Source organism: Sedimentibacter sp. MB31-C6 (assembly GCF_035934735.1).
Taxonomy (GTDB): domain Bacteria; phylum Bacillota; class Clostridia; order Tissierellales; family Sedimentibacteraceae; genus Sedimentibacter.
This window is the reverse complement of record NZ_CP142396.1, coordinates 742,586-756,879: the sequence shown is the minus strand read 5'-3', so window position 1 is coordinate 756,879 and position 14,294 is coordinate 742,586. Positions and strand designations below refer to the sequence as shown.

Sequence of the window (14,294 nt, the reverse complement as noted above, 5' to 3'; positions counted from 1 at the left end):
GGAGAAGATATGACTTTTTCTTCAAAGATAAAAGATGAGTTATCAAGAAACGAAATTATAGATGTATGTTGTGCAAAAGCAGAAATTGCAGCATTAGTTAGAACAGCTGGTTATATAAATTTTAAGGGTTTAAAAAAACTAGAAATTGAGATGTCAACTGAAAATGCAGCAATTGCAAGACATATATTTAAACTTCTAAAATTCGCCTTTGACATTTCTACTGAAGTTAGTGTGAAAAGAACTAATAGACTTAAAAAGAAAAACAGTTATAATATAAGAATTGAGGAAGAACTTTCAAGGTCTTTTTTAAAGGATATTCAGCTTACAAAAGATGATGAATTAAACTTTATGAATTTTAATTACGGTGTTCCAAAAGATTTAGTTAAAAACGATTGCTGTAAAAGAGCTTATATAAGGGGTTCATTTATGGGGTGTGGCTCAATCAGTGATCCTGAAAAGTCATATCATGCAGAGTTAGTTAACAATAAAGAAGAGCACGGCAAAGGTTTATGTAAGCTTTTGAAAAAATATAATATTAATGGAAAAATGCTTAACAGAAAGAATTATTTTATTGTATATGTTAAAGAAAGCGAACAAATTAGCGATTTATTGAGTTTGATGGGAGCATATAATGCAGTGCTTGATTTTGAAAACATAAGGGCTGTTAAAGAAACAAGGAATCAAATTAATAGAGTGATAAATTGTGAAACTGCTAACTTAGATAAAATTGTAGATACATCTATGAGGCAAATTAATCATATAAAGATTTTAAAAAAACATAAAGTTATAGATAAACTTCCTGAAAACTTGAGGGAGTTAGCATACTTAAGGTTAAAGCATAGTAATGCAAGTTTAAAGGAGTTAGGACAAATGTTAAATTCACCCCTTGGTAAATCGGGTGTGAATCATAGATTAAGAAAGATAGAAGAAATAGCTGAAGAATTATTAGAGCAGGAGAAGAGAGGTGTAAAGGATGAGATCCCAAAAAGTAATTTTAAAAAATAAGATAGGTTTACATGCAAGACCAGCAGCCATATTTGTTAAAAAGGCTAGGAACTATGAAAGTGAGATTATTATAAAAAAAGATATTCAAGAAGCTAATGGTAAGAGTATTATAAGCATAATGGCTTTAGGTGCAATGAAGGGCGATGAGCTTGTAATTATTACAAAAGGTTCAGATGAAGATAAATGTATAACGGAATTGACTGCGTTATTAGAATCAATGGATGAGGAAGAATAAACAAATTATAGTATTAGTTATTAACTATTAACTATTTATGAAGAATCTATGGGACGCATTTAATGCGTTCTTTGGTATACTATTGTATATATACAAAATAAATGAATTAGGAGATTTAATGGATAATAAAGTATTAGCAAATGTAGATGGTAGAGACGTTAGAGAATCAGATTTAAGTGCACTAATGAGTAATTTAGGACAAAATGCAGCTTATTTTCAAGGTGAAGAAGGAAGAAAAAAATTAATTGATGAACTTGTCATGCATGAGTTAATATATTCTGAGGCTTTAGAAAATGAATTAGAAAAAGATGAAGAATTTATAGCTGTTATGAAAAATATGAAAAAATCTATGCTTCAACAATATGGTTTAAGAAAGATGTTTAATGATATCAATGTATCTGATGAAGAAGTTGAAGATTATTATAATAAAAACAAAAGTAAGTATAAAAAAACAGAAATGGTAAAGGCAAGTCATATATTAGTTGATACAGAAGAAAAGGCAAATAAAATATTAGAAGATATAAAAACTGGTTTATCCTTTGAAGAAGCTGCTAAGCAGAATTCAAGTTGTCCTTCAAAAGAAGTTGGCGGAGATTTAGGACAGTTTGGCCGTGGACAAATGGTTAAGGAATTTGAAGATGCTGCATTTGCTATGAAAAAGGGAGAAATAAGTGAACCTGTAAAAACAGAATTTGGATATCATATTATTAAATTGACAGATTATGTACCTGAAGGGGATTCAGAATTAAAGGATGTTTTTGAGGAAATAAAGAAAAACTATTTTTTAGAAAAACAAGAAAAAGTATATCAAGATAAAAAAGATGAATTGAAGGATAAATACAAAGTAGAAGTTTTTGAATAGTATAAAACATTAACATTGAATTGTAGGGTATGCATACAATGCGTCCCTACAGTTTTTTTGTTGCGATAATAAAAATGTTATGATAATATAAATTAATGATAGATAAAATTATGTAGATGTGGCAGAATTGTCATACGCGCACGGTTTAGGTCCGTGTGGCCAACTCGTGTATTAGGTATTTAATGAGGAGTGAATGATGAATTTAAAAATTTGGGTTGTTTTAATAGTTATGTTTTTTATAATAATAATCAGTATTCAATATACTCTAAATAAAATACTATTAACATTAAAGGAAATTAAAGCAATACTGCTTATAAAAAAGAATAATAAAGAATAATTTTTAGATTTTTCTTCATAATAATTATATGTAAAAATTTAATTACTATGGAGGAAAGAATGGCAGAAAAAAAGAAAAAAGCGCTTACGCCTGATGATTTGATGAAATTAGAAATAGCTAAAGAAATTGGTTTAATGGATAAAGTTGAAGAACTTGGGTGGGGAGGACTAACTGCAAAGGAAACTGGCAGGATAGGTGGTCTTATGACTGCTAAAAAAAAGAAAAAAAGGAAGAAATAATATGAATAACAATAGCTATAAAGAATTCTCACAAATATATGATTTGCTGATGAATGATATAGACTATGAAAAGTGGACATCCTTTATTATTGACAAATTAGGAATCAATAATAATAAAGTTTTAGAAGCAGCCTGTGGTACAGGTAGTATAACATCATTGATGGCAGAACATAATTTTAAGGTTACTGCCTTTGATTTGTCACAGGACATGCTTATGAGGGCATATGAAAAGTTGGGTAGAATTCCTAATGTAAAACTACTAAATCAAAATATGACAAATTTTAAAATAGATGATAAATTTAAAGGGGCAATTTGCTGTTGTGATGGAATAAATTATATTACTAGCGAAGAATTACTATTATTTTTTAATAGAATAAATGAACATTTAGATATTGGAAGTAAATTTATATTTGACATGAGTACAGAATATAAATATAAAACTATGTTTAATGATACATATGTATATGATGATAATGAAATATTTTATGTTTGGGAAAATATTTTTGATAATATCCTTTCTAAAGTTGACATAGAAATTAACTTTTTTGTGAAAGATAAATTACATAAATATGAAAGAATTACTGAAATACAGACTCAGTATATACACAGAACAGATGAAATAGTTAACATGTTAAATTATGCTGGATTTAGTGATGTAAAAATATTTGATGATTACAACGATAATATTGTAAATGATAAATCTTTGAGAGCAGTATTTTGTACAACTAAATAAGCAGGTGCACAAGTCAATAGCGTACTAAAACAATGGAAAGGGTTTATAGAAATGGAATATATGATAAGAGCAATAGATAAGAAAAAAACATTTAGAATGTTTATGGTTAGGTCAACTGAAACAGTAGAAACAGCTAGAAAATTTCATAATACAACTCCAACAGCATCTGCTGCATTAGGTAGAACTTTAACTGCAGGTCTTATGATGGGATATATGATGAAAGATGAAAAAGATAAATTAACAGTAAACATTAATGGTGGTGGACCAATTGGCAATATAATGGTTGTAGCTGACAATCAAGGGAATGTAAAAGGATATGCAGATAATCCTAATGTAAATTTAGAGTTAAAGGAAAATGGAAAACTTAATGTTGGTAAAGCCGTCGGTATAAATGGGAAGGTTACTGTTATTATGGATATAGGATTGAAGGATCCTTATGTTGGGAGTACAGATATTGTTACAGGTGAAATTGGCGACGATATTGCTATGTATTATTCTTTATCGGAGCAACAGAATTCAGCAGTAGCACTAGGTGTATTAGTAGATAGAGATTATAGTATTAAATCTTCTGGAGGATTTATAGTTCAACCACTTCCATTTATAGAAGAAGAGGATCTTAGTAAACTTGAAAATCTGCTAAATAATCTTAAGTCAGTATCTGATTACTTCGATAATGATAAAGATGTAGAAGAAATTGCGAAGGAACTTTTTCTTGATTTTGACCTAGAAATTACAGAGAAAATTCCAGTGAAATTTAACTGTGACTGTTCTGAAGATAGAATGGAAAGAGCATTAATATCGTTAGGCAAGGAAGAACTTAAAAATATAATTGAAGAAGATGAAAAAATAGAAACAGTATGTCACTTTTGCAATAAAAAATATTTATTTGAAGGTGATAATCTGAAAAATATATATACAAATCTTTATTAGCTTTTCTTAATATAAAAAATAAAGAAGTTTAAAACTTAAAATCTTAAGTTTTAAACTTTTTTATTTTAGTTATGACTTAAAGTAAGAATTTAAACAACTTAAACAACTAACTGATATTGTTTTTTAATGTAAAATGATTTATAATTATATATAAATTATTTATTCATTTTCTAATAGTTAAGTAAATATATTTGTTATAAGATATTTATTTGATAGTAAAATTAATATAATAGGAGGTTTATTGTGAAGTATTTGGCAAAGGACGAAAGCAAATGTATTCAATGTGGTTTATGTGAGGAAATTTGTTCTAAAACATATTTTAAGGAAAACAACAAGTCTAAATCATGCATACAAATAAGCAAGGATGTGAATTCAAATATTAATGTATGCAATCAATGTGGTATATGTATTGAACATTGCCCTGTTCAAGCAATAACTAGAGACAAGCTCGGAATAGTAAGAATTAATAAAAAAGTATGTGTGGGTTGCTTTATGTGTGTGGGTTTTTGCCCAGAAGAAGCAATGAGACAACATGATGAATATATTGAACCTTTCAAATGTATTGCATGTGGATTATGTGCAAAAGAATGTCCTACAGGAGCTATTTATATAACTGAAAAAGAAGCAACATTAAATTATTAATTGAAAGGGGAAAAAATATGGATATTGATAAATTAAAAGAAGGAAGAAAGCTTTTAAAAGAATATAAATATGATGTAAAAAAGGTAGATAAAGGCTATACTTATAGAACTCTTTATGTTAACGTTTCGGATAATAAAATAGAGTCAAAAGAAATTCCTCAAGAAGTTAAGGACAAGTTTATAGGTGGTAAAGGATTTGGACTATGGTATTTGTGGAAGGCTACTACATCAGCGACAAAATGGAATGACCCTGAAAACGAAATCATAATATCAGGAGGCCCAGCATGTGGCATAACTCAATACCCTGGTTCTGGGAAATCATTAGTTTGTAGTATTTCACCTATGACTGATATTCCAATTGATAGTAATGTTGGAGGATATTTTGGACCTTTGTTGAAATTTTCAGGATGGGATGCTTTAGAAATTCAAGGTAAAGCAGATAAAGACATAATAGTATTTATTGATGGAGATAAGGGAATAGTAAGAATTGAAGAAGCTCCATTAGAGGCAATTGATTCTCATGTAATAGGAGAACAATTGACAGAAATGTATGCAGAATCAGAAGCTGATAAAAGAAATATATCTGTTGTATCAGCAGGAACAGGATCTGAACATACAAAAATGGGTGTATTAAACTTTTCATTTTATGATTTAAGAAGAAAAGTTGCTAGATTTAAACAAGCAGGCAGAGGTGGGTTAGGAACAATATTTAGAGATAAAAAAATTAAGGCATTAATAGTTAAATATAGTAATGTAAAGGGTGATTCAAATAATCCTGTAGATAGATCTATAATAAATAAAGCAGGAATAAAGATGCACAAGGAAGTAAGTAACTTAGATGATACACAAAATCAAATGAGAAAAATAGGAACTGCATATTCTGTTGAAATAATGAGTGAATATGATTTGTTACCAGTTATGAATTATCAATACGGTGGGCATCAAGATGCTAATAAGATTGGTCCAAATACTTTTATTAATTGTTATTTAACTCAAGGTTTAGAGGATGGTTGTTGGTATGGTTGTTCAATGGCTTGTGCCAAGACTGCAGATAACTTTGAATTAAAGACTGGACCATATAAGGGACAAAAAGTTACTGTAGATGGACCAGAATATGAAACAATTGCAGGCGTAGGTTCTAATTGTGGTATATTTGATCCAAAAGCTGTTTTAGAAATAAATTTCTATTGTGATACATATGGTATAGATACAATTTCCTTTGGTACATCAACAGCATTTGTTATGGAATGTTATGAAAGAGGATTAATTAATAACGAAATAACAGGTGGGTTAGAACTTAATTTTGGGAATTCAGAAGCTTCATTAGAGTTGCTACACCAAATGTCTAAAGGTGAAGGTTTTGGAACTATAGTAGGTCAAGGTATTCATAGAATGAAAAAGATTTTTGCAGAAAAATATGGAGCTGATTCAAATTTCTTGTTTGATATAGGAATGGAGCAAAAAGGATTAGAATATTCAGAATATGGTTGTAAGGAATCATTAGCACAACAAGGCGGTTTTGGTCTTACAAACAAGGGACCACAACATGATGAAGCATGGTTAATATTTATGGATATGGTAAATAATCAAATACCAACATTTGAAGATAAGGCTGAAGCCCTCTATTATTATCCAATGTTTAGAACATGGTTTGGTTTATATGGCTTCTGTAAACTACCTTGGAATGACATTGTTCCAGCAGATAATAAATATACTTCAGAACCTGCAAAAATTCCAGAACATGTTCAAAATTATTTAGATGTTGTAAAAGGTGTTACAGGTAGAACTATTGGAGTAAATGATATGATTAAAGAATCCGAAAGAGTTTATAACTTCCAGAAAATATTTAATATTAGAATGGGTAAAGGTTTAAGAGTAAACGATAAGGTTCCATATCGTTCAATGGGGCCTGTTACAAAAGAAGAATATGAATCAAGACAGGAAAGATATGATAATCAGTTAAAAGAATTATTGAATTATAATACAGAAGGTAAAACTACTGAAGAAAAGATGGCTGTATTGAGAAAACATAGAGAAAGTCAATATGAAAAATTACAAGATGCAGTTTATAAAAGAAGAGGCTGGAATTCAAATGCTGTGCCTAAGATAGAACATTTAAAAGAATTAGGGATCGACATGCCAGAACTGATTGAAGTAATAAAAGACCTACAATAAAATGTAGGGGGCGCGCATATGGCAAACTGTGATTCATATGTAGGGGTCGCATTGCATGCGACCCGAAAGACATACCTAATACTAGGGGTGATTAATATAATCAAACTAAACAATAGAGACTTCCCATGGGAAGAAGGTTTAACTATAGAAGAAATTATGAAAAGGAAAAAATTTATCTTCCCTAAAATAATAGTTAAAGTGAATGGTAAACACATTGAAAAAGAAGATTACGCTACCACTATAGTAAATGATGGAGATGATATCAAAATGATCCATCTACTAGCCGGTGGATAAGGTAATTGATAATGTAGAATTGATTTAAAAAGGGCGATATAGTTTATAAATGCACATAAAATGTATCGTCTTTTTATATGTCTTAATTATATAAATAAAGGATTTTTCTATATTTATCTAAAAGAAGTGTAGAATGAAAACGTATATTATGATATAATGCTTAGAAAACTTATTAACAATTACTAATTTTTTTCTTCAAAGGGGACAATTTTATGAATAAGTTGGAAATTAAGTATTTTGGTATTCCACATATAAAATTGAATAACGAAATCATACATCTTCCTTATGCAAAAGCAGAAAATATAGTTTATATATTAGCTCATGATAAAAGCATAACAAGAGATAAATTATGTTCATTGTTATGGGGAAATGTGAATGATAAAGTTGCGAAGAAAAGTTTGCGTAATGCAGTTTATATAATAAGAAAAAATCTATATGAAGAATTTATATTGTCACCAAAAAGATTTTTGCTAGAAATTGACTGTAACTGTAAAATTATTACAGATACTGATTTAATATATAATTTAGATGTACAAAAAAATTTAAGTGAATATCAAATAAATAATTTTATTGATATATATGTTGGGGATTTTTTAGAAGGTATTGACAATAAATTAACTGTAGAGTTAGACGAATGGCTAAAATTACAGAGAAGTAAATATAGAAATTTATATTTAGAAAAGTTCAATGAAATAATTACTTTTTTAATGAATGAAAAAGAATATGATTTGGCTGAAATATGTTGTAAAAAATATATTGAATTAGATGAATTTGATGAAAAAATGTATAGAAATCTTATTACCATTTATAAAAGTCAAAAAAAATTAAGCGATTCTATTAAGGTATATAAGAAATTAGAAAATGTGTTAAGAGAAAATTTGTCTATAGAACCTTCAATAGAAACAAGGAAAATGTTTGAAGACATTTCTAAAGGGCAAATTTCTACAAACACTACAAATGAATTAGCGTATTATGGACGAGAAAAGGAATTAGAATTATTAAATGGTAACATTGTAAACTTTATTAGTAATAAAGCATTCAAATCTTATATAATTTTTGGTGAAGCAGGTATCGGAAAAACAAGGTTACTTGATAAAGTTATAGAAAATTTCGAAAGAGAATTAATAATAATAAGAATAACATGTTATGAGGCAGAATCTCAATTTATGTTTAAATTATGGGATGAAATTTTCGAAAAAATATCGTACATAATAAAAGAGAAGAAAATAAGTATACCAATTGATTTAATAAAAACTATTAGTAAAACTTTTCCTACTTTAAACATAGATATGGATAATTTTGAACATTATAACAGGGATATAGGTAACAGTTATTTTATTGAAAATTACATAGGTAAATTATTTTTATTAATAAGTAAAGTTCAAAAAATTGTATTTGTAATAGATGATTTGAATTGGGCGGATAAAAATAGTTTAGATTTATTATGTAAAGTTATATTTTCAAATAGATATAATACTATGATTATGGCTTCTTGCAGAGATGAATATAGCGAATTTATTGAAAAATTTTATTTTAGTTTGTGCCCACAGAATTACATCAATAATATAGAATTAAGCAGATTTAATAATATAGAAACTAAAAATCTAGTTAAGACGATTATGCCTGAATATACTGAATTCAGCCATATTATATTTAAAGAAAGCGAAGGAAATCCTTTATTTATAACAGAAATGGTAAACAGTCTTAAACAAGGTGTGAATATTAGCAGTATAACCGATAAAATGGCAACTTTAATAAGCGGAAGAATTGTAAAGCTTAGTTCAAATGGAAGAAAATTATTAGGAATTTGTTCCATGTTTTATGAGGTCTTTGATGTAAAAATGTTATCAAAAATTACTAATATTGAAAAATTAGAACTTATTGAATTAATAGAAGAACTTATAACTAAGAATATATTAAAAGAAATGAAATGTTCTAGTTCAAAGTGCGGGTTAATGTTTACACATCAAAAAATAAGAGAATATGTATATAATACAGTATCTAAATCTAAACGTATAGTATTACATGAAATGATAGGTAAGTATTATGAATTAAAACTTAATAATACTAATATTGATAGAATTTATTATCCAAATCTTATTTATCATTTTGGCAGATCTGATAATAAATATAAGGTCTTTAAATACGAAGTTATAAATATGCAGGTGATTTTTGATGTGAGTCATGAAATATTTCCTATATTAGAAGATAAAAGATATTCAGGGGTATTTGAATATTATACTGATGAGAAATTGTTAGAAGAAAAGTTTGTAAAACTAAAGGATATTTATGATGAACTAGAATTTGAGAAAAAAGATGAAATATATTTACTGCAAATTATATATTTACATTTATATGGAAGATTTCATAAAGATATAGGGAATCCAGTTAAGGGGTTGGATGCAATAAATAAAATGATTGATTTATCTTCTAAAACAGGACATTATATTTATTCTTATGAAGGTTACATATTACTTATACAATATGCTATTAATACTAATAATTTACTATATATGAAAGATTATATTAAGGAAGCTGAAAAATTATCTCAACTGTTAAATGATATAAGAAAGAATTCTATAGTATTAAGATATAAAGGATATTACAATATACTCAAACATAATTATGAAAAAGGTGAAGAATATATATTTAAAGCTATTGAAATATTTCAATCTTTACAGGATAAAGACAAATATATATTAAATATTGCAGCATCATATTTTTATATAGGCGAAAGTAAGAGAATGCAGAATGATTATATCGAAGCAATCAAATATTATAATAAAGCTTTTGAATTTTGTAATGAAGATAAGGATTTTCCTGCAATTGCAGTTATTTTTTCTAAAATAGGTTATTCAAAGTATATGATTGAAGTTTATGATGAAGCACAATTTTATTTATTAAAATCATTAAAAGCATACAATAAAACTATATTTGCTTGGGGAAGAGCTGAAGTTTATTATTTACTAGCATTAATTTATAATAAAAAGGGTATGAAAGAAAAGTCAAAAAATTACATAAAAGGGGCGATGTTATTTTGTGATAAATATCATAATAATGATATAAATACGAAAGCTGAGGAGTTTCTTGAAAGTATTTAAAAGTAATCTTTCGATTTGTATTATCTTTATTGTTATGATTCTGAAGGCATATTTTAAAAAATCTCATCTTTTTAATGTTTTTTAATGATAATAAAAAAGTCAAAATTATATTTTGACTTTTTTTTGACTCAAAAGGTATATCGTATTATTAATATTAAGTGTACTGGAGGAATCATGGAATTAAAATTAAAAGTAAACTATAAAAATGTGAAAATAAATATAGATCCAACAAAGAGATTAATAGATTTTTTGAGAGAAGATTTAAATTTGACGGGAGTAAAAGAGGGGTGCTCTGAAGGAGAATGTGGAGCATGCACTATAATACTAAATGAAGAAGCCGTAACTTCTTGCACAATACTTGCTGGGCAAGTGGATGGATGTGAAATTATAACAATAGAGGGTTTAGAACAAAGTGGTGAACTTGATGTAATACAAAAATCATTTATAGAAAATGGAGCTATCCAATGCGGTTTTTGTACTCCAGGTATGATTTTATCATGTAAAGCTCTTTTATTAAAAAATCCTAATCCTACAGAAGATGAAATTAAAAGAGCTATTGAAGGAAATCTTTGTAGGTGTACAGGATATAACAAAATTGTGAAAGCAGTAAAAGACATTACTGTAAAAGAGGTGTAGCATATGAAAAACTTTGTATCTCCAAAAACAATTGAAGAATTATGTGAAGCTTTAAAGCAAAAAGATAACAATACATTTGTAATTAGTGGGGGGACTGATTTAATCATTCACTTTAATAAAAAAGAAATTTACGATTATAACATAATTGATATAACAAAATTAGAGGAATTTAAAAAAATAAATGAAACAGAGAATGAGATAACAATAGGGTCCTGTGTAACAATGACACAATTGGAAAATAGCCTTTTAATTAATAAATATATACCTGCGCTAGTTGATTCTGCTTATAACTTAGGTTCTCAACAAATAAGAAATAGAGCTACAATAGGAGGAAACGTTGCGAATGCATCGCAAAGTGGAGATACTTTACCTGTGCTGTTTTCTTACGATGCAAACATTGAAATAATTAATTCTACTGGTAAAAGAAGAATTGATAAAATTGAAAACGTAGTCGAGGGATTAGAAAAGAACAATTTAGATTCCGATGAAGTAATAACTAAAATAATAATAAAAAAATCCTCTTCTAAATCTGCCTTTTCAAAAGTTGGGTCAAGGAAGGCAGTTACTATATCAAAAATTAATTGTTGCGCTAAAATTAATATCAGTGAAGACTTAATCATATATAAAGCAAATATATATCTTGGGGCTGTAGGACCTAAACCGATTAAAGCAAAACTCATTGAGGAAAAATTATTATATAAAAATATTAAAAATATTAATCATGAAGATTTACATGAAGCAGTTTATATGCAAATAGAGAATGCTATACCAAATAGAAGTTCAAAACATTATAAAAAGATAGCAGCAGAAGGATTAATAGAGGATATATTGAATAAATTAAGGAGATAAATATGGAACAATTAAAATATGTAGGTAAAAGTGTTATTAGGGAAGATTCATATGATAAAGCTACCGGTAAAACAAAATTTATATGTGATATGAAAAGACATAACATGCTTTATGCAAAATTAGTTTTAAGCAAAAAACCTCATGCTGAAATAGAAGTTGATAAAAGCGAAGCTATAAAAGTTGAAGGTATTGAAGCAATATATACATATGATGATGTTCCACATGTTTTATATAATTCACATGAATGGTATGCTGGTGCAAAGGAATTTCAAGATGAGTACTTATTGTGTAATAAAGCAAGATTTGTAGGAGATAGAATAGCATTAGTAGTAGGAACAAGCAAAAAAGCTGTACAAAAAGCTATATCTAAACTAAGTATTGCTTATATAGAGCTTGATAGTGTAATAGGAATAAATCAAGCAAAACAAAATGCAGCAACTGTTAATGGAAATACAAATTTAGCTTTTGCAAAAAAAATAAATTGCGGAAATTATGAAGAAAAATTTAAAGATGCAGATTTTATTATAAGAGATACAGGGAAAACGCCGAAAATACATCATTCTGCAATAGAACCACACATATGTCTAAGTGAATTAGATGAACAGGGAAGTTTGGTTGTTTGGAGTCCATGCCAAACAGCTTTTCAAATACAATACCATGTAGCTAGTGTATTAAATATTCCTTTTAATAGAGTGAGAGTTATAAAGGCTGCTATGGGAGGTTCTTTTGGAGGGAAAGGGCATACTGTATTGGAACCAATATGTGCATTTGCAGCATATAAACTCAATCGACCAGTAATGCTTTATATGGATAGAAAAGATGCTATATTAGGAACAAGAAGTAGGAATGCAACTGAAATAAGTGTTGAAACAGCTATAAAAGCAGATGGTAAAATTTTAGGTAGAAAGATAGTTGTAGATATTGATGGTGGAGCGTATTACACTAATTCAAGTGCTATTGCAATGGCTTTGGGCAAAAAACTATTTAGATTATATGACATTCAAGATCAGTATTATGAAGGAAATACGTACTATACAAACACAATACCTGGAGGTCCATGCAGAGGATATGGTTCACCTCAAGCTCATGCAATAACAGAGATAAATATCGATAATGTTGCAAAAAAAATAGGAATGGACCCTTGTGATTTTAGACTTAAAAATCTTGTAAAAGAAGGAGCAAAGGATCCTACTGGTGGAACTGAAATCGGAAATACAAAAATCATCGAATGCGTTATAAATGGAATGAAAAAATTTGATTGGAAAAACAAGCGTCAAAATATTAAAAATAAAAATACCCATAGATATGCTTATGGAGTAGGAATGGCTTGTGGAGCTCATGGAAATGGATACAAAGGTGCTCATCCTGATTTTACAAATGTAGATATGAGTATATTTTCAGATGGTAGCGTACTAGTAAAGATAGGTATACATGAGCAAGGATGCGGTACCGTAACAACAATGCAGCAAATAGCCTCAGAATCTCTTGACATAAATATGGATAAAGTTAGAGTTTTAGAAGTTGATACTATTACATCTCCTTATGATTCTGCTGGAACTCAAGCAAGTAGAGTAACTTTTGTATGTGGTGGTGCTGTTAAATCAGCTGGCGAAAAACTTAAGAAAAAACTTATAGATTCATTTTGTAAGCTCAAAAATTGCAGAAAAGAAAATGTGATAGCTACAAATGGAATTATTTATGAAAAGAATTCAGAAGAAAAATACACTTATGGAGAAATTGCAATTGAATTGGAATTAAAATATCATGAATCGCTATCAGTATTTGAAAGATATGAATCTCCTGCGAATCCTGGAACTTACTCCGCAAGCTTTGCAGAAGTAAAGGTAGATAAATATACTGGCCAAGTTGAAATAATAGATTTATTAGCAGTACATGATATTGGAAAATCAATAAATCCTTTATTAGTGGAAGGTCAAATACAAGGAGGAGCTCAATTTAGTTTAGGTATGGCTCTTTTAGAAGAAATTAAAATTGATGAAAAGGGTTATGTTAAATCAACTAATTTTTCTAAATACCATATGATAAATGCACCTCAAATGCCAGAAGTAAGAGTGATGACTATTGAAGGAAATGAACCTTTTGGACCTTATGGGGCTAAAAGTGTAGGTGAAATAGCAGCAGTTGCACCAGGTCCAGCAGTCTTAAATGCAATTAATTTTGCACTTGATACTAACATAACTACATATCCTGCAACACCAGAAGTAATTATAAGAAATGTTTCTAGGTGAATAAATAC

Annotated in this window: 14 protein-coding genes; all 14 read left to right on the top strand. The window is 28.4% G+C overall.

What is annotated here, in order from left to right:
- Window positions 1-9 precede the first annotated feature (9 nt).
- The 14 genes from whiA (at window position 10) to U8307_RS03645 (ending at window position 14,286) form a co-directional block, all read left to right on the top strand.
- Window positions 10-1,005: a DNA-binding protein WhiA gene (gene whiA / locus U8307_RS03710; RefSeq protein WP_326910330.1), complete on the top strand. Its 996-nt coding sequence runs from the start codon at window positions 10-12 to the stop codon at window positions 1,003-1,005.
- The gene (locus tag U8307_RS03705; protein ID WP_326910328.1) at window positions 974-1,240 is read left to right on the top strand and encodes an HPr family phosphocarrier protein; all 267 of its coding nucleotides are present in this window, start codon (window positions 974-976) and stop codon (window positions 1,238-1,240) included. Before whiA ends, U8307_RS03705 begins: the two co-directional genes overlap by 32 nt.
- A gap of 118 nt (window positions 1,241-1,358) precedes the next feature.
- Entirely contained in the window at window positions 1,359-2,102 is a 744-nt protein-coding gene (locus U8307_RS03700) for a peptidylprolyl isomerase (RefSeq protein ID WP_326910327.1), read from the top strand.
- Window positions 2,103-2,298: 196 nt separating this feature from the next.
- Window positions 2,299-2,439 (top strand): hypothetical protein, encoded by a 141-nt coding sequence (locus U8307_RS03695; protein ID WP_326910325.1) that lies wholly within the window; start codon window positions 2,299-2,301, stop codon window positions 2,437-2,439.
- A 47-nt stretch (window positions 2,440-2,486) separates the two neighbouring features.
- Window positions 2,487-2,678 (top strand): small, acid-soluble spore protein, alpha/beta type, encoded by a 192-nt coding sequence (locus U8307_RS03690; RefSeq protein WP_442985529.1) that lies wholly within the window; start codon window positions 2,487-2,489, stop codon window positions 2,676-2,678.
- Between the two features lies 1 nt (window position 2,679).
- A complete protein-coding gene (locus U8307_RS03685) occupies window positions 2,680-3,411 on the top strand; it encodes a class I SAM-dependent DNA methyltransferase (RefSeq protein ID WP_326910322.1) in 732 nt (243 codons plus the stop codon).
- A 51-nt stretch (window positions 3,412-3,462) separates the two neighbouring features.
- Entirely contained in the window at window positions 3,463-4,341 is an 879-nt protein-coding gene (gene hslO, locus U8307_RS03680; RefSeq protein ID WP_326910321.1) for an Hsp33 family molecular chaperone HslO, read from the top strand.
- Window positions 4,342-4,584: 243 nt separating this feature from the next.
- Window positions 4,585-4,983 carry a 4Fe-4S binding protein gene (locus U8307_RS03675; RefSeq protein WP_326910320.1) on the top strand — a complete coding sequence of 133 codons (399 nt, stop codon included), beginning with the start codon at window positions 4,585-4,587 and terminating at the stop codon, window positions 4,981-4,983.
- A 17-nt stretch (window positions 4,984-5,000) separates the two neighbouring features.
- Window positions 5,001-7,157: an aldehyde ferredoxin oxidoreductase family protein gene (locus tag U8307_RS03670; RefSeq protein WP_326910319.1), complete on the top strand. Its 2,157-nt coding sequence runs from the start codon at window positions 5,001-5,003 to the stop codon at window positions 7,155-7,157.
- A gap of 18 nt (window positions 7,158-7,175) precedes the next feature.
- Window positions 7,176-7,451, top strand: coding sequence for a sulfur carrier protein ThiS (gene thiS, locus U8307_RS03665; protein ID WP_326910318.1), 276 nt, complete (start codon window positions 7,176-7,178; stop codon window positions 7,449-7,451).
- Between the two features lie 212 nt (window positions 7,452-7,663).
- On the top strand, window positions 7,664-10,552 hold the full coding sequence (locus U8307_RS03660) for an AAA family ATPase (RefSeq protein WP_326910317.1): 2,889 nt from the start codon (window positions 7,664-7,666) through the stop codon (window positions 10,550-10,552).
- 174 nt (window positions 10,553-10,726) lie between these two features.
- Window positions 10,727-11,188, top strand: coding sequence for a (2Fe-2S)-binding protein (locus tag U8307_RS03655; protein WP_326910316.1), 462 nt, complete (start codon window positions 10,727-10,729; stop codon window positions 11,186-11,188).
- A 3-nt stretch (window positions 11,189-11,191) separates the two neighbouring features.
- Window positions 11,192-12,037 (top strand): FAD binding domain-containing protein, encoded by an 846-nt coding sequence (locus tag U8307_RS03650; protein ID WP_326910314.1) that lies wholly within the window; start codon window positions 11,192-11,194, stop codon window positions 12,035-12,037.
- Between the two features lie 2 nt (window positions 12,038-12,039).
- Entirely contained in the window at window positions 12,040-14,286 is a 2,247-nt protein-coding gene (locus tag U8307_RS03645; protein ID WP_326910313.1) for a xanthine dehydrogenase family protein molybdopterin-binding subunit, read from the top strand.
- Window positions 14,287-14,294 lie beyond the last annotated feature (8 nt).